This window comes from Pseudonocardia yunnanensis, from assembly GCF_039534065.1.
In the GTDB taxonomy this organism is placed as follows: domain Bacteria; phylum Actinomycetota; class Actinomycetes; order Mycobacteriales; family Pseudonocardiaceae; genus Pseudonocardia; species Pseudonocardia yunnanensis.
In genome coordinates, this window is the sequence record NZ_BAAAUS010000051.1 from 1 (window position 1) to 16,731 (window position 16,731).

The window sequence follows — 16,731 nt, forward strand, 5'->3', positions numbered from 1 at the left end:
CCACCGAGGCCGTCATCGCCGACAAGCCGGAGAAGAACCCGGCCCCGGCCGGCGGCGACCCGACAGGCGGCATGGACTTCTGAACGATGGGGCGCCGGGCCGCGTCGCTCGTCGGCCCGGCGTCCTGCTCGCACACGTGCGCGGGGTACCCGCCGTCGGGCTCAGGTCTCGGGCGCGCCGATGGCCCGCAAATGTTCGATGGTGGCCGTCTTGCCGCGCTCGATGTGGTCGAGCATCGCGGTGGCAGCGTCATCGGCCCGCCGGGCGAGCAGCGCGTCGGTGACGGCCGCGTGGTCGTCGACGGATCGGTGGCGGCGGTGGACGAACCAGATCGCCTGGTACGGGACGCCCGACCAGAGGCGGTCGATGAACTCGTCGAGGAACGCCGAGTGCGCCGCCTCGTAGACGGTGCGGTGCCACAGCGCGTTGAGATCGACGATCACGCCCTGCTCGCCGTCCTCCTTCTCCGCCGCAGCGCGGAACTCCTCGTGCAGGCCGCGGATCGCCTCGAGCTCCCCGGCCGTCGCGCGTTCGCTCGCCAGCCGGGTGGCGAGCGGCTCCAGGGTCTCGCGCAGCAGGTAGATCTCCTCGGCCCGCGGGATGGAGTACCGGGTGACCACGTGGCCGTGGTGCGGCCGGTACTCGACGAGCCCGTGCGCCTGGAGCATGCGCAGCGCCTCGCGGATGGGCGTCAGGCTCATCTGCATCTCGTCCGAGAGACTCTGCAGAGTCAGCTTCGCGCCTCCCGCGAGTCGGCCGCGCTCGATCTGCCGCCGGATCACGGTGAAGGCCTCCTCGGCCTTCGTCACCGACCCGCGATCCCGCTTCCCCGGCATCGAGCCCCTCCTGTCGGTGGATGGTCAGGAGGACGGTACTGAGATGGGTGTGGGCGCGTCCTTCCCCGTAAGCACCGCGACGACGTTGTCCACGGCCAGCTCGGCCATGCGGGTGCGCGTCTCCACGGTGGCCGACCCGAGGTGCGGGGCGAGCACGACGTTGTCGAGGCGGCGCAGGTCGTCGTGCACCTCGGGCTCGTTCTCGTAGACGTCCAGGCCGGCGCCCGCGATGGTGCCGTCGGCGAGCGCCGCGGCCAGCGCCGCCTCGTCCACGATGGGGCCACGTGCGGTGTTGATCAGGTACGCACCGCGCTTCATGGCGCGCAGGGCGTCGGCGTCGATGAGGTGGCGGGTCTCCGGCGTGAGGGGGCAGTGGAGGGAGACCACGTCGGACGTCGCCAGCAGTTCGTCCAGCGGAAGCGGGTGCGAGCCGTCGACATCGACAGGTCGGCGGGAGTGGTGGACGACATCCATGCCGAAGGCGGCGGCCCGCCGCGCCACGGCCTGACCGATGCTCCCCATCCCGACGATCCCGAGCTGCTTGCCCTGCAGCCCCGATCCGAGCATGAAAGCGATGTCCCACGACCACGGCGTGCCGGACCGGACGAGGCGGTCGCCCTCGGCCACGCGCCGCGTCACGGTCAGGAGCAGGGTCATCGTGAGATCGGCGGTGGCGTCGACCAGCACACCGGGGGTGTTGGAGGCGAGCACGCCGCGGCGGGTGATGGCGGGAACGTCGAGGTTGTCGTAGCCGACGGCGGTGTTCGCGACGATCTTCAGGTTCGGGCCCGCGGCGGCGACGGCGTCGTCGTCGATCCGATCGGTGAGCATGCTGATGATCGCGCTCGCCCCGCGCACGGCCGCGTGCAGCTCGTCGACGGTCAACGGACGGTCGTGCGGTGACACCCACACGGAGCCGACGGAGTGCAACGGTTCGAGGGCCGCGGGCGGAAGTGCGCGGGTGACCACGATCCGCGGGGTCTCGGAGTTCATACGGAGGGCGTCCTCGGGCTCTGATCGGTGCTCGGACCTGCGCCTTCGTCGGCGAGCAGGGCGCGGGCGCGGTGGGCGATCGGGTAGTCGATGAACGTACCGTCGTCGAGGCGGATGGAGGAGACGCCGGCTGCCTCGGCCTCGCGGAAGGCCTCGTCGACCCGGCGGGCCCGCTGGAGCTCCTCGGCACTCGGCGCGAACGCCGTGGCGACGACCGGGATCTGCCGGGGGTGGATCACCTGCTTGCCCCCGAACCCCAGCCGCCGGGCACGCGCCGCGGACCGGGCGAGCCCGTCGGCGTCGTCGAGGTCGAGGTGGGGTCCGTCGATCGGCTTGGGCCGGCCGGCGGCCGCGGCGCCGAGCACCACCTGCGATCGCGCGACGAACAGTTCCTCACCGTCGGCGGTGGGGGTGACTCCGAGCTCACGGGACAGGTCCGCCGGGCCGAACGCGAGCGTGAGGACCCTGGGGTCGGCCGCGGCGATGTCCCGAGCCTCGGCGATGCCCGCCGCGGTCTCGACGAGCGGGACGATCCTGGTCCGGCCGGCTTCCAGGCCTGCGCGGGCCTCGGCCTTGCCGAGGAGCGCGGCTGCGGTGCGGACCGCGGCGGGGCTCGAGCTCATCGGGACGATCACGAGGTCGACACGGGCGAGCACGGGTTCGAGTGCCTCGACGTCGGCTTCGGCGAGGCCCGTGTCGACGGCGTTGATCCGCACGCGATCGCCGGCCCGTCCGGCGGCAGGGTCGCCAGCGTCTCCGCTATGGCCTGCCGGGCTGCCTCCTTCCGCGAGAGCGCGACGGCGTCCTCGAGGTCGATCGCGATCCCGTCCGCGCCCGCCGCGGCGGCCTTGGGGATGCGGTCCGGCCGGTCGCCCGGCACGAATAGCAGCGTGCGCAACCGCAGCGGCTGCTCGCTCTGCACGGTCATCGAATCAAGACCTTTCCCACTCGTCGTCTGCAGGTCGACCCACACCGGCTCGACCCCGCGTGTGGTGCTCCCCGTCCACGAACGTCATCACACCCGGCCCCGGCTCGAAGATCCACTCACCGATGATGTCAAACATTTGATAAAAGCTATGCCGGGCCCTCGCCCCCTGACAACCCCCGCCGTCGGAGTACCAGGGAGGGCCACCTGGCGGACGGTCGTGCCGGGGCTCCGGTGAGTGCCAGAGCCTCGATATCACTCTGATCATGAGTGCGGCGCTACTATTCCTTTCGCTGTTCTCTTTTGTGGACCGTGCTCGGAGCCTGGGCACACCGTGTTGTCCTCCCGCCCGCGTTCTGGGCACTCCTGGAAAGATCTTCCAACGCACCGGCCGGATTCACCAGGAGCTGGTTATGCCAGAAACGTCGCATGATGTCGTCGCACTTGCCCACAGCGCTGACGCGCGGATCGTGGACCTTCGGTTCTGCGACCTTCCCGGGCTGATGCAGCACTTCTCCATCCCTGTGGAGGAGCTCACCGAAGAAGGAATCGAGTCGGGCTACGGCTTCGACGGCTCCTCGATCCGCGGGTTCCAGGCGATCCACGAGTCCGACATGCTGCTGATGCCGGATCCGTCGACGGCCGTGATGGATCCGTTCCGCGAGGTACCCACCCTCCAGATTCACTGCTTCGTCGTCGACCCCATCACGCGGGAGAACTACTCCCGCGACCCCCGCTACATCGCCAGGAAGGCGGAGGAGCACCTGAAGGAAACCGGCATCGCCGAGGTGTCCTACTGGGGCCCCGAACTCGAGTTCTACATTTTCGACGGGGCGCGCTTCGACCAGAACCAGCACGAGGGCTACTACCACATCGAGTCGGTCGAGGGGGTGTGGGCATCCGGCGATCCGGGGAGCCGCGGCTATCGCCCCCGCTACAAGGAGGGGTACTTCCCGGTGCCTCCGATGGACCAGCACCAGGACCTGCGGAGCGAGATGGCACTGACCCTCATGGCGCTGGGTGTTCCCATCGAGGTGCAGCACCATGAGGTGGGCACCGCAGGCCAGGCCGAGATGGATATGCGCTTCGCATCCCTGCTGGCCATGGCGGACAACGTCATGAACTACAAGTACGTGGTCAAGAGTGTCGCCTGGCGGGCGGGTAAGACGGCCACCTTCATGCCCAAGCCGCTCTTCGCCGACAACGGCTCGGGCATGCACGTCCACCAGTCGCTGTGGAGCGACGGGGAGAACCTCTTCTACGACGAGACCGGGTACGCGGGGCTGAGCGACCTGGCCCGGTACTACATCGGCGGGCTCCTCGAGCACTCTCCCGCGCTGCTGGCGTTCTGCGCGCCGACCACCAACTCCTACCGCCGGCTCGTTCCCGGCTACGAGGCGCCGATCAACCTCGTCTACTCGCAGCGCAACCGCTCGGCCTGCGTGCGCATCCCGATGTACGTGCAGAGCGCCAAAGCGAAGCGCCTCGAGTTCCGCCCTCCCGACCCCACCGCGAACCCCTACCTTGCCTTCTCGGCGATGTTGCAGGCAGGCCTGGACGGGATCCGGAACAAGACCGAGCCACCCGAGCCGATCGACCGCGACCTCTACGAACTCGAACCCGAGGAGGCTGGAGCGGTGAAACATGTGCCGGCCTCGCTGGAGGCGGTGCTGGAGGCGCTCGAAGCAGATCGCGACTTCCTCACCGAGGGTGACGTCTTCACCGACGATCTGATCGACACCTGGCTGGACTACAAGCGGACCAAGGAGGTGGACCAGATCCGGCTGCGGCCCCACCCCTGGGAGTTCATGCTCTACTACGACCTCTGATCGGCATCACGCGGCTTTGCGTAGTGGCCGCTCTCATCCGGATCATGACGCGGAACAGCGGCTATCCGGACGCGGGCGACGGCCAGATGGCGCGCGACCTCGCCGGTGATTCGTTCGGCGTCGTCCGACCAGCGTTTCATTCGCTCGTCCTCGGACGACGACTGGTAGTTGGACATCAGTTCGTCGAGCGCAGCGAAGAGATCGGCAATGGCGACATATCGCGATGTCGAGTGGCGTGGCGCGTCGTGCTCCGCCATCCGTCGTTGATACACCCGCCCGGCGTTTCGTGGAAGCCTCCGGGGCGACGGATTCGTAGTCAGCGCCGACCGACGGACACCGGCAGGCGGCGGGCTCCCCACTGTCCAGCCGGTCCGTCGTAGTGGCCGGGGATCGCGGCACCGCACCCGGCGCAGCGGCCATCGCCGGTGATCCCGTAGCGGCCGATGACGTACCAGTCGCGCTCGACGACGACCGTGCCGCACGCTGGGCAGATGGTCTGCCCGCCCTCGGGGTCGTGGACGTTGCCTGTGTAGACGAAGCGCAGCCCGTGCCCCAGGGCGATGCGGCGGGCCCTGGTCAGAGTCGCCGGAGGGGTGGGTGGGACGTCGCGCATCTTGAAGTCGGGGTGGAACGCGGTGAAGTGCAGCGGCACGTCCGTGCCGAGGTTGTCGGCGATCCAGGCGCACTCCGCGTCGATCTCGCCGTCGGAGTCGTTGTGCCCGGGGATCAGCAGGGTGGTGATCTCGAACCAGACGTCGGTGTCGTGGCGCAGGTACAGCAGCGTGTCCAGCACCGGCTGCAGGTGCGCGGCCGAGATGCGGTGGTAGAAGTCGTCGGTGAATGCCTTGAGGTCGACGTTGGCGGCGTCGAGGTGGGCGAACAGCTCCCGCCGGGGCTCGTCGGTGATGTAGCCGGCGGTCACGGCGATCGCCTTGATCCCTCTGGCGCGGCAGGCGTCCGCGACGTCCACCGCATATTCGAGGAAGATCACCGGGTCGTTGTAGGTCATCGCCACACTGCGGCAGTCGAGCCGCTCGGCGGCCTCGGCAATGTCGTCCGGGCCGGCGGCGTCGGTCAGCCGGTCGATCTCGCGGGACTTCGAGATGTCCCAGTTCTGGCAGAACCGGCAGGAGAGGTTGCAGCCCGCGGTGCCGAACGACAGCACCGGGGTGCCGGGCAGGAAGTGGTTCAACGGCTTCTTCTCGACCGGGTCGACGCAGAACCCGCTGGACCGGCCGTACGAGGTGAGCACCACCTGATCGGCGACCCGGCCCCGGACGAAGCACAGCCCCCGCTGGCCCTCGCGCAGCCGACACGCGCGGGGGCACACGTCGCATTGCAACCGGCCGTCGTCAAGCGGGTGCCAGAAGCGACCTGCCACGGTGTGCCGGTCGTCAAGGCTGATCTCGCCGGTCATGCCCGTCAGCCGACCTCCTCCTTCAGCAGGTCGGAGATGCACGCGTCGATCTGCTCGCGATCGGCGGTCGTCATGCAGAACATCGCGAAGTGGGCCCAGAGGCTGTCGACGACCCGGAACTCACTGTTCGGGATGAGCCGCTGCTCGGCCTCGCAGTCGGCCGGCGGGAAGAACATGTCGCGAGAGAACGGCACGACGTAGGTCTTCGCCGTGATCCGCCCGAGCGCAGCGGCGAGATCTCCGCCGGTGTGGCGGCTGACATCACCGTGGCGCCACTTCCAGCCCATCCAGATCAGGTTGTTCGGATCCATCGGTGCGAAGTAGGCCTCCCAGAATCGCTTGAGGAAGTCATCGAGCGACGTGAATCCCACGCTCCGCCAGGCTTCCGAGTTGTAGAACTCCGGGCACAGCCCCATCACCGACCAGATCTGAGCGTGCCGACGGAGCCCGACGTGCACGTCGCTCTGATCGGCGTAGAAGCCGTTGTTCCACGCCGGATCGGACTTCAGCGCATCCTCGTGCGAGCAGACGAAGAGGTAGTCGTGGGGAGTGGTCTTCGCCGTCCCTGCGAACGGCAGCGCTCTCTGCACCATGTCCGGGAACCGGACGGCCCACTCGTAGGTCTGCTCGGCGCCCATCGACCAGCCCAGGACCAGTTCCAGACGCTCGATTCCGAACTCCTCGGTCAGGAGCCGATGCTGGGCACGTACGTCGTCGCCGATGGTGACGTTCGGGAAGGCGCCGCCGTTGAACGGCGGTGGGGTGTTGCTGGGCGACGACGAGAATCCGTTCGCGAACTGCCCCGGCAGGACGATGAAGTATTTGCCCGGGTCGAGCGGCCGATCGCGGCCGATGAAGATCTCCATCGCCTTGGGCGTGCCCGACCACATGTGAGGGAAGAGGACGACGTTGTCCTTGGCCTCGTTCAGCTCGCCGTGCGTCTTGTAGGCGAGCCTGGCGTCGGGGAGGGTGATTCCGCTCTCCAGCTCGTAGTTGCCCAGCTCGAAGTACTGATGCGGGCCGTGGGTCTCCTCGGAGTAGTAGGTCCCCATCTCGATCCCTCTCTTGTGGGCGGCGGCACCGTCGGCTTCTCCGCGCGCTGGAACGTGAGACGCACGACGTACCGCGGGGCTGACGGCCACAGTGAGCGCGCCGCGGCGACCCACGTCACCTCATCGTGCTCGCTTGCCGGCAAGGGTCAATCGGCCATGTGGCCGTGGGCCACGCGAGAGCCCGCACGGGGTGAACGAGGGGCACTCTCGTCCGATAGGTGCGGGTGAGCGGTCCGCTCGCCCACCTGACCGCCCCGCGGTGCGGTCGGGCCGGCGCCTGCCCGGCCACCCCGGTGCGAGCGAGAGGCGCGTTCGCACGATAGGTCTGGATGAACGCGCCGCTCGTACGTCCTCGGATCTCGGGTGGCTGCTCGGAAGCCCGTCGCGGGAGGCGCGGGGAGCCGGCACGGGGGGTGAACGAGGGGCACTCTCGTCCGATAGGTGTGGGTGAGCGGGCCGCTCGCCCACCTGACCCGCCCCGTTGCGTGGTCCCATGATCAACAGTTGGGCCCCGCAACCGCTGATGGCACGGCTGACGGGCCCCAACTGTTGATCATGAAGCGGCGCCCACTTCGGCCACCCTGGGTGAGCGAGCGGCGCGTTCGCACGATAAGTCCGGACCGACGCGCCGCTCGTACGTCTCGGAATCCCGGTGCTGCACGGGAACCCGTTGCGGGAGGCGCGGGGAGCCGGCGCGGGGGTGAACGAGGGGCACTCTCGTCCGATAGGTGTGGGCCGGCGGACCGCTCGCCCACCCGACCCGCCCCGTTGCGTGGTCCCATGATCACCAAGTTGGGCCCCGCAACCGCTGATGACACGGCTGGCGGTACCCAACCGTTGATCATGACGTTGCCGACCACGGGGCGCGGCTCGGAGCCGGCGCGGCGGGTGAACGAGGGGCACTCTCGTCCGATAGGTGTGGGCCGGCGGACCGTTCGCCCACCTGGGCGCCCCGCTGTGCGGCCCGGATGGGCACCGCAACCAACCGGGCGAGCGTACGGCGCGTTCGCACGATAGGTCTGGACCGGCGCGCCGCTCGTACGTCTCGGGAGGCCGGTGACCAGTGCGATCGCGTCAGTAGGGTGGATCGGTGGGCTTTCCCGGGCCGGAGGGCACCGTCCTGATCGGGGACGGCGGCCTGGCGACCGAACTCGAGGCGCGGGGGCACGACCTGTCGAGCGGGTTGTGGTCGGCGCGGCTGCTGGTCGACTCACCGGAGGAGATCACCGCGGTCCATCGCGCGTTCTTCCGTGCCGGCGCCGACATCGCCACCACGGCGACCTATCAGGCATCCTTCGACGGCCTTGCGGCGCACGGTCTCGGCAGGGCCGACGCTGCGCGCATGCTGCGGCGCGGCGTGGAGTTGGCGCAGGCGGCCCGCGCGGAGCTGGCCACCGACGGGCGGCGGCGGTGGGTCGCGGCTTCGGCAGGCCCGTACGGTGCGGCCCTGGCGGACGGATCCGAGTACCGAGGTCGCTACGGAAAAAGCGTGGCCGAACTGCGGGCGTGGCATCGGCCACGCCTGGAGGTGTTGGCCGAGGCGGGCCCGGACGTGCTGGCCCTGGAGACCGTGCCGGACGTCGACGAGGCCGAGGCCCTGGTGGCCGCCGTGGCCGGGCTGGGTGTCCCGGCCTGGCTGACATACAGCATCGACGGCGACCGCACGCGTGCCGGGCAGCCGCTGGCCGAGGCATTCGCGGTGCCCATCGGCGTGCCGGAGATCGTGGCGGTCGGCGTCAACTGTTGCGCCCCGAGCGACGTGCCGGCGGCGATAGCGATGGCCCGCGAGATCACGGGCAAGCCCGTGATCGTCTACCCGAACAGCGGCGAGGGCTGGGACGTCCGGCGCGGGGAATGGACGGGGCAGGCGCGGTTCTCCGAGGTGGACGCCCGGCAGTGGATCGCGATGGGGGCTCGTGTCGTCGGCGGGTGCTGCCGCGTGGGGCCTGCCGACGTCGCCGCGCTCGTCGACGCGAGCCCCGACCATCTGCACCGGTAGCTACTATGCGACGTTCCTCCACGCGGGTGCGGTCCTACTACGCACGGAAGTCGTCGGCGTGGTCGTCGACCCACGAGCGGAACGTTCGGGCCGGCCTTCCCAGCAGCTGCTCGACGGTGTCGGTCACCCGCTCCGGCGTGTGCACGAACCCCGCCCACGCCGTCAGCCTGGCCTCGACGAACTCCGGGTTTCCCCAGGCGGCTGTCAACCGCTTACGCGCTGTGTCCGGCGGCAGATCCTCCCACCGCACATGCCGTCCGATGGCCTCGCCGATGATCGTGACCTGCTGAGCATGCGTGATCGACTCCGGCCCGGTGATCACGTACTTCGCCCCGTCGTGCCCCGCCGAGGTGAGCACGTGTACGGCCACATCCGCGATGTCGCGCTCGTGGATCAACGACCTGGCCGCCTGCCCGTAGGGCCACCGCACGATCCCCTGCTTGACCTGGTCCGCCCAGGCAAGCGCGTTGGTGGCGAAGTCGATGGCTCGCAGGAAAGTCCAGCTCACCGCATTCGTCCTGATCAGCCACTCGTTCTCCTGGTGGACGGACGTGGGTTGCTCGCCGTCCCTCAGATCAGCCACATCCGTCGACAGGTAGACGACGTGCCGTGAGCGTCGGGCGATCATCTGCACCGCCTGCGGTTCCACGGGGATGCCTGGCCACATCAGGTAGACGCTCTCCACGTCGTGCAGAGCCGGCTCGAGCGTGTGCGGGGACGACAGGTCGCCCTCCACGACCTCCACGCCGTCGAGCTGCGGGGCACTGGCCGGGGTGCGCATCAGCGCGCGCACCTCGTGGCCTGCCGCCGCGAGCGAGGAGACGACGTGCTTTCCCACGTTGCCGGTCGCGCCGGTCACAAGGATCTTGCTCATGATGTGACGGTAGGAGCTCAACCCGTGTTGAGGTCCAGTGTTCATGACCCTGAGGACCCCGGCCCGAACCCATGTTCGACGGGAACGTGAGAACGGCGTTGGCCTGTTTGTGGAACCAGTACTATGCACGGATTTGGTTTGGGCGTCAGAGAAACGCGATTCGTCGGGGTGGGACATCGGGCGCCACGGCCGGAGTAACGATTGAATTCCGCGTGGCTCCGACCTAGGGTGGGAGACATGAGAAAACGACACTGTCGTCGTGGTTCCTGTCCCGTCACCCGCGGGAGTCGGTGGCTGAAATCGGCAGTCACATGATCGTCGAACTCCTCGTTCTCGGCTTCTTTCTCAGTTTGGACAACTTCCGGGTCGCGATCGCGCTCGGCACGGTTCCGTTCAGTGTTCGCCGGTCCCTGCAGGTGGCCCTGGTGTTCGGGCTGTGGGACGGCGTGATGCCGCTGGCGGGCCTGATGCTCGGCAACTATGTCAGCGAGACCACCGGCACCGTCGCCGAGTACGTGGGGTCGGTCGCACTGGGCGCCTATGGTTTGTACCTGCTCATCGGAGCGTTACGAAACCCGGAACCCGAGGAGATCGACCATCCATGGGCACTGTTCGGCATTCCGCTGTCACTGAGCCTGGACAACCTCCTCGCCGGTGCAGGCTTGGGATTGCTCGGATTCGCTCCCTGGATCTCGGCGACGGTATTCGGTCTCACCACGGCGGTGATGTCGTTGGTCGGGCTGCACGTCGGACGAGCGGCGGCCCGTCTCATCCGTATCCGCTCCGACCTGCTGAGCGGTGTCGCGCTCATCGTCGCAGCCGTTGTGCTCCCGATCGCGTTCGGGAACTAGTGGTCAGGTCGGCTTGTGAGCGATGCCGTACTCGCCCGGGCGGTCCGGTGGAGGCGGAGCGAATCGCTCGGTCAGTTCATTTGTCTCATTAATGGAGCAACTGAAACTGTACGCCGGGTGATCGGCACCAGCAAGGGCCGTAGAAATTCATTCCAGTTCATGCCGTTGGTTCGCCGGGAGCTACCGTTGGTTCGTCGCTCAACACCGCTGATACTTCGGACCGCACGACCGTGTCCGGACACGTCCGGGCGCGAGCGACGGTCGACGGAGACGTCCGCGGGCACGGCGAGTACGCGTGGATGCGCTGAATGTGCCGATCTGTCCGAAATAGTGGCGCTGTTCAGATGCCCAATGCCCGGCGCACGACCGGTGCGTTTCGCCGGGAAACCGGCACCATGTCGTCCGTCGTGCCGTCCATGACCAGATACAGCTCACCTTTGCACGCGCGCTCGATCTCCCGCACGCGCCTGAGGTTGACCACGTAACGGCGGTGCACCCGCAGGAAGCCCGCATCGGCCAGCTCGCCGTCGAGCTTGTCCAGACCCTGAGAGGCTGCGCGGAGTCGCCCCTGGTCGGTGGACAGCCAGACGTCGTTGCCGTCCGACTCGGCGAAGTGGACCTCCCGCAGGCGCAGCAGCACCATCCTGTTGTCGCGCAACGCGATGAGCCGGCGTGGCTGCCCCGGGGAACCCTTCTGCCCCTCCGCCGGAGGCAGCTGCGCCCCGTCGGAGGTGCCGAACGAGATGAGGTGTCCGGCCAGGTGTCCGGCCAGGAACACGGGCCGGACGCTGATCGGTGTGGGTTCGTCGGTGAGGTGGGTGAAGATCTGTGTCGAGCCGATCCATTCCGGATTCAGCGCTGCGTGTTTACTGGCATACCGGGCAACTCCGATGAGGTCGGGCAGCGCAGAGTTCCAGCGCACGGCGGGATCGACCGCCGGGGTGTGGGCCGGGACGCTCATGTGCACGCTCGCCTGGTCGTCTGCGATCACGACCTTGCCGACGGTGTCCACCGCGGCCAGCGCGACGCCGGAGGCTTCCCTGGCCTTCGAGAATGCGGCTGCCAACTCGGTGCCGGTATCGCGGGCGCGCTTCTTCAACATGCTTTGTGTCTTGGTGACCGCCTGAGAAAGCCACCCGCCGGTTGCCTCGGGCAGGTGGGTGCGCCAGTTCGAGATGTTCAGCACCGCGATCGGTTCGCCGGTCACGACGTCACGCACCGCGATGCCTGCGCACACCCAGCTGTGGAACGCCTGACACCAGTGCTCGGCGCCCCTGATCAGCACCGGGCCGCGCACCTCCAGTGCGGTGCCCATGCCGTTCGTGCCGACGGCGCACTCCGACCAGCAGGACCATGGCGCGAGGTTGGATTCGTAGGCCTTGGCGAGAGTGGTGTGGTCGCCCCAGGCTGCCAAGACGCGGCCAGTGGCGTCGGTGACGGTGACGATGCCGCTGAGGTTGTTCACCTCCGGCGCCAAGGACGCCGCCATACCTCCCAATTCGGTGAACACCACATCGTGCTCGACCGTATGGTCGCTGCGTGCGACAGCGGCCGGTGCCGCGGTGAGGTGTGGGTCCACCCGGTATTGCTCCCGGCACCGGTGCCAGGAGATCGCCACCTCCGGGCGGACGCCGCGGACATGATCCTCGCCCTGCACGAACCGTTCCCATGCCGCGAGCACTGTGCCCCGGCCCGGGCCGGCGGGCGCGGGCTCGTGCGGATGTACGTCCTTCACCGTGGAGAACCACCTTTGGTCCATCCCCACGCGCGACGGCATGCGCTCGGTCCGCGCCGGCGGCCGCTCCTCACAGCCGAGCAGACAGAGCACCGCGTCTCGCGTCTTGCTGCTTCGTCAGCCGTCACGGCTGTCGCCACTGACGGCTCCGATCCACTGTACGGATCTTCGTTTGAGTCGATCAATGCTTCAAATATGACGGAACTGTGATGTCTCACGGGTCCGGGGAGCCGATTCGGCGCAAATGTGCAGTCTCGAATGATCGTGAATTTCTTTCCGGGCCGGGCGTCGAGATGGCCTCACCCCTGGTAGGCCCGCTGCCGTGCGCTCCGCACGCGCCTGCGCGCCCGGGCTATGCGCAGCGCACACCCCACCGGCGGCGCCGCCACCTAGCTTCACGGGCGTCGGCCGTCGGAGGGAGATCTCATGGCTCGGTACCGCGTGGCGATGGACATCGGGGGCACTTTCACCGACGTCGTCACCTATGACGACGAGGCCGGGGCCTTCACCGCGAGCAAGGCCTCGACCACCCCGGAGGATCTGAGCGAGGGCGTGGTCTCCGGGCTGGCCGCGGTGGTCGACGCACCCGCTGACATCAGCTTTCTGGTGCACGGCACGACGCAGGGCCTCAACGCGTTCCTCGAACGCCGCGGGGTGCCGGTGCTCCTACTGGCCACGGCGGGCGCCGAGGACAGCTACCACATCGCCCGCGGTCCCCGGACCCGCCTGTACGACCTGCACTACCGCAAGCCCGAGCCGCTCGTGCCGCGCCGGGACACCGTGGGCATCGGTGGGCGCCTCGCCGTCGACGGCACCGAGCTGGAGCCGCTCGACGAGCAGGCCGTGCGGGACGCCGCGGTCGCGGCCAGGGAGCGAGGACTCGGGGCGATCGCGATCGCCTTTCTCTTCAGCTACCAGAACCCGGCTCACGAGCTGCGGGCCCGCGAGATCGTGCTGGAGGAGCTGGGCGAGGACTTCACGGTCTCGCTCTCGCACGAGGCGGCCAAGGAGTGGCGTGAGTACGAGCGGACGTCTTCGGCGGTCGTCGAGAGCTACACGGGCCCGATCGTCCGGCGCTACCTGAGCAACCTCGAGTCCCGGTTGCGGGAGCGCGGGCTCGGCGTCCCGTTGCACGTGATGCAGTCGTCCGGCGGGATCCTGACCGCCGACTCCGCCCGCCACCGGCCGCTGCAGACGCTGCTCTCCGGCCCCGTCGGCGGCGCCATCGCGTGCGCCGAGCTCTCGCGCGCGGCTGCGCGGCCCAACCTGATCGGCATCGACATGGGCGGCACGTCCTTCGACGTCTCCCTGATCGTCGACGGCGAGCCGGACGTGTCGGCCGAGGCGCACCTCGAGGGCCTGCCGATGCTGATGAGCGTCGTGAACATCCACACCGTCGGAGCCGGCGGCGGCTCGGTGGCCTGGGTGGAGGCGGGCGGGCTGCGGGTCGGACCGCGCTCGGCGGGTGCCCGGCCCGGACCGGCCTGCTACGGGCGCGGCGGCACCGAACCCACCGTCACCGACGCCAACCTCGTGCTCGGGCGCATCGATCCCGACGGGTTCGCCGGCGGTTCGATGTCGCTCGACGTGGACCTGGCGGTGGCCGCGGTCGAAGGCTTGGGCGCGCAGTTCGGCCTGGACGCGGTGGCGATGGCCGAGGGCGTCTGCGACGTCGCCAACTCGAAGATGGCGCAGGCCATCCGGACGATCACGGTCTCCCGGGGTGTGGAGCCCCGCGACTCCAGCCTGGTCGCCTTCGGCGGGGCCGGCCCGATGCACGCGGTCTTCCTCGCCAGGGAGCTCGGCATCGCCGAGACGATCGTGCCGCGTTTCCCCGGCGCCTTCTCCGCATGGGGGATGCTGCAGACCAGGATCCGCAAGGACCTGACCCAGCCGTACTTCTCCCTCGACGCCGATCTCGACGGCGAAGGCATGGCAGCCGTGCTCGCCGGCATCGAGCGGGACGCGCTCGCCACCCTCGGTGAGGAGGGTGTGCCGGAGCAGGACCGCGCGGTGTCCCACGCGGTCGACATCCGCTACGAGGCGCAGGAGTACACGCTCACCGTGCCGCTCACCGACGCCGCGGAGCCGGCGGGGGCGGACTTCCTCGACGTGGTCGCACGGCGGTTCGCCGACATGCACAAGAGCCGGTACGGCCACGCGAACCTCGGTGCGCCGATCGAGTTCGTCACGCTGCGCACCACGGCGTTCGGGGACCTGGGTCGCCCCGAGCCGCAGAAGTGGCCGCTCGCGCAGTCGCCGGAGTTCCCGCACGAGGTGCGACAGGTGATCTTCGACGGCGAAGCCCGCGACACGGTGGTTGTGCGCCGCGACGACCTGCTCACCGGTCACGGCCTCACCGGACCGGCGGTCGTCGTGGAGGACACGGCCACCACGGTCGTCCCGCCGGGATACGAGCTGACCGTCGACGAGCTCGGTTCGATGATCATCCGAGTGGAGGGCAAGGCATGACCAGCACGACCATCGGGGTGGACCCGGTCACCGTCGAGATCATCCGCAACGCGCTGAACTCCGCCGCGGAGGACATGAACGCCACCCTCATCCGCTCCGCATACACCCCGATCATCTACGAGTGCGGCGACTGCGTGGTGGCGCTGCTGGACGCCGACCACCAGGTGCTCGGGCAGTCCGCAGGCCTGCCGATCTTCCTCGGCAACCTGGAGACCTGCACCAAGGCCACCGAGGAGACCTTCGGCCGGGACGTCTGGCAGCCCGGCGACGTGTGGATCCTCAACGACAGTTACCTCGGCGGCACCCACCTCAACGACGTCACGATCTTCGGCCCGGTGTTCGTCGGAACGGAGTTGGTGGGCTTCACCGCGTCGCGCGCCCACTGGGTGGACGTCGGTTCGAAGGACCCCGGCGGCTCGATGGACTCGGTGACGATCTTCCAGGAAGGGCTGCGGCTCGGTCCGCAGAAGCTCGTCTCCGGCGGAGCCGACGAGCGTGCGCTGATGGACACGATCGCCCGCAACGTGCGCTTCCCGTACCCGACCACCGGGGACATGCACGCGATGATCGCCTGCATCACGATGGGGGAGAAGCGCCTCCAGGAGATCGTGCAGCGCTTCGGGCTCGACACGCTCACGCAGGCGCGCGACGAGATCTTCCGCCAGACCGAGGCGCTGGAGCGCGCAACGATCGCCGCGATCCCCGACGGCGTCTACACCGCCGAGGGTGTGCTGGACAACGACGGCATCGTGCTCGACGCCCCGGTGCCGATCCGGCTGCGGATCACCGTGGCGGGCGACACCATCGACTTCGACGTCCGGGAGTCCGCCGACCAGACCACCGGGCCGGTGAACTGCGGCGTCGCCCAGGCAGTGTCGGCGCTGCGGGTCGGCTACAAGCTCCTCGTGAGCCCCGACCTGCCCGGCAACGGCGGCTCGTTCCGCACGATGACCACCCAGGTGCGGGAGGGCTCCGTGCTCGGCGCGCAGGCGCCCGCGGCGTGCCAGTGGTACTTCTCCCACCTCGGCCTGCTCATCGACATGGTCGCCAGGGCGCTCGCGCCCGCCGTGCCCGAGCGGGTGGCCGGGGCGAGCCACGGCGACTCGATGATCGTGCTGACCTCGGGGCTCGACCCCCGCGTCGGCCGCGAGTTCGTCAACCTGGAGGCCACCGTCGGCGGATGGGGCGCCTGGCAGGGCTCGGACGGGGAGAGCGCGCTGATCAACAACGTCAACGGCTCCCTGAAGGACATCCCGATCGAGGTGCTGGAGACGCGCTACCCGCTGCGCATCCGCGAGTACCGCATCCGCGCCGACTCCGGTGGTGCGGGCCGGTGGCGCGGTGGCAACGGCGTCATCCGCGAGTACGAGGCGCTGTGCGACTGTTCGATCTCGCTGTGGTTCGAGCGGTCGCGCCAGCCGGCGTGGGGTCTGTTCGGTGGTGAGGACGCCACCGGTCCGGAGGTGGTGATCAACCCCGGGCGGCCCGACGAGCGACGGATGCTGAAGGTCAACGGCGCCGCCCTGAAGAAGGGCGACGTGGTGCGCTGCGCCACCGGCGGCGGTGGCGGCTTCGGCGACCCGGTAGAACGCGCCGAGGCCGATGTCCGGGCGGACGTACTGGACCGCCACATCACGGAGACGACGGCGATGCAACGCTACGGAATAGGCCCGAACGCCGCCTGATCCCGCACTATGGACACCTAACGCTCTTCCACGACTGTTCGAACAGCGTTATGTGTCCATAAC

14 protein-coding genes are annotated in these 16,731 nt (G+C 69.0%); 5 read left to right on the forward strand and 9 right to left on the reverse strand.

The genetic code is table 11. From position 1 onward, the window contains the following. Positions 1-161: 161 nt before the first annotated feature. Genes ABD743_RS37525 through ABD743_RS37540 form a run of 4 tightly spaced genes read right to left on the reverse strand, consistent with a single transcriptional unit; the run spans position 162 to position 2,757 of the window. A complete protein-coding gene (locus tag ABD743_RS37525; RefSeq protein WP_344728288.1) occupies positions 162-836 on the reverse strand; it encodes a GntR family transcriptional regulator in 675 nt (224 codons plus the stop codon). Between the two features lie 24 nt (positions 837-860). Further along, positions 861-1,829 (reverse strand): 2-hydroxyacid dehydrogenase, encoded by a 969-nt coding sequence (locus ABD743_RS37530; protein WP_344728290.1) that lies wholly within the window; start codon positions 1,827-1,829, stop codon positions 861-863. Continuing rightward, a complete protein-coding gene (locus ABD743_RS37535) occupies positions 1,826-2,545 on the reverse strand; it encodes an HpcH/HpaI aldolase/citrate lyase family protein (RefSeq protein WP_344728291.1) in 720 nt (239 codons plus the stop codon). The genes ABD743_RS37530 and ABD743_RS37535 overlap by 4 nt, the downstream gene beginning before the upstream one ends. After that, the gene (locus ABD743_RS37540) at positions 2,461-2,757 is read right to left on the reverse strand and encodes an aldolase/citrate lyase family protein (RefSeq protein WP_344728293.1); all 297 of its coding nucleotides are present in this window, start codon (positions 2,755-2,757) and stop codon (positions 2,461-2,463) included. The genes ABD743_RS37535 and ABD743_RS37540 overlap by 85 nt, the downstream gene beginning before the upstream one ends. Positions 2,758-3,167: 410 nt before the next feature. Here ABD743_RS37540 and glnA point away from each other — a divergent pair, with 410 nt between their 5' ends. Next, a complete protein-coding gene (glnA, locus tag ABD743_RS37545; protein ID WP_344728295.1) occupies positions 3,168-4,583 on the forward strand; it encodes a type I glutamate--ammonia ligase in 1,416 nt (471 codons plus the stop codon). On the opposite strand, the gene ABD743_RS37550 is transcribed toward glnA, so the two are convergent. From ABD743_RS37550 to ABD743_RS37560, 3 genes are read right to left on the reverse strand one after another with little or no spacing between them, the layout of a single operon-like run. Continuing rightward, positions 4,571-4,840 carry a hypothetical protein gene (locus ABD743_RS37550; RefSeq protein WP_344728297.1) on the reverse strand — a complete coding sequence of 90 codons (270 nt, stop codon included), beginning with the start codon at positions 4,838-4,840 and terminating at the stop codon, positions 4,571-4,573. The two genes, glnA and ABD743_RS37550, sit on opposite strands and share 13 nt — an antisense overlap. A gap of 59 nt (positions 4,841-4,899) precedes the next feature. After that, complete coding sequence (gene amrS, locus ABD743_RS37555; RefSeq protein WP_344728299.1) at positions 4,900-6,000, reverse strand: AmmeMemoRadiSam system radical SAM enzyme; 1,101 nt, start codon at positions 5,998-6,000, stop codon at positions 4,900-4,902. Between the two features lie 5 nt (positions 6,001-6,005). Continuing rightward, positions 6,006-7,052 (reverse strand): alpha/beta fold hydrolase, encoded by a 1,047-nt coding sequence (locus ABD743_RS37560; RefSeq protein ID WP_344728301.1) that lies wholly within the window; start codon positions 7,050-7,052, stop codon positions 6,006-6,008. Positions 7,053-8,142: 1,090 nt separating this feature from the next. On the opposite strand from ABD743_RS37560, the gene mmuM reads away from it, so the two are divergent. Further along, the gene (gene mmuM, locus ABD743_RS37565; protein ID WP_344728302.1) at positions 8,143-9,051 is read left to right on the forward strand and encodes a homocysteine S-methyltransferase; all 909 of its coding nucleotides are present in this window, start codon (positions 8,143-8,145) and stop codon (positions 9,049-9,051) included. A gap of 37 nt (positions 9,052-9,088) precedes the next feature. Here the strand turns inward: mmuM and ABD743_RS37570 are convergent, their stop codons facing one another. Continuing rightward, positions 9,089-9,925, reverse strand: coding sequence for an NmrA family NAD(P)-binding protein (locus ABD743_RS37570; RefSeq protein WP_344728304.1), 837 nt, complete (start codon positions 9,923-9,925; stop codon positions 9,089-9,091). Between the two features lie 311 nt (positions 9,926-10,236). Here ABD743_RS37570 and ABD743_RS37575 point away from each other — a divergent pair, with 311 nt between their 5' ends. Then, positions 10,237-10,776 (forward strand): manganese efflux pump MntP, encoded by a 540-nt coding sequence (locus tag ABD743_RS37575; RefSeq protein ID WP_344728306.1) that lies wholly within the window; start codon positions 10,237-10,239, stop codon positions 10,774-10,776. Between the two features lie 340 nt (positions 10,777-11,116). On the opposite strand, the gene ABD743_RS37580 is transcribed toward ABD743_RS37575, so the two are convergent. Beyond that, a complete protein-coding gene (locus tag ABD743_RS37580) occupies positions 11,117-12,511 on the reverse strand; it encodes a DNA-binding protein (protein WP_344728308.1) in 1,395 nt (464 codons plus the stop codon). 426 nt (positions 12,512-12,937) lie between these two features. On the opposite strand from ABD743_RS37580, the gene ABD743_RS37585 reads away from it, so the two are divergent. Both ABD743_RS37585 and ABD743_RS37590 read left to right on the forward strand, forming a co-directional pair. Continuing rightward, on the forward strand, positions 12,938-14,983 hold the full coding sequence (locus ABD743_RS37585; RefSeq protein WP_344728310.1) for a hydantoinase/oxoprolinase family protein: 2,046 nt from the start codon (positions 12,938-12,940) through the stop codon (positions 14,981-14,983). After that, positions 14,980-16,668 carry a hydantoinase B/oxoprolinase family protein gene (locus ABD743_RS37590; RefSeq protein ID WP_344728312.1) on the forward strand — a complete coding sequence of 563 codons (1,689 nt, stop codon included), beginning with the start codon at positions 14,980-14,982 and terminating at the stop codon, positions 16,666-16,668. The genes ABD743_RS37585 and ABD743_RS37590 overlap by 4 nt, the downstream gene beginning before the upstream one ends. The last annotated feature ends 63 nt before the right edge of the window (positions 16,669-16,731 follow it).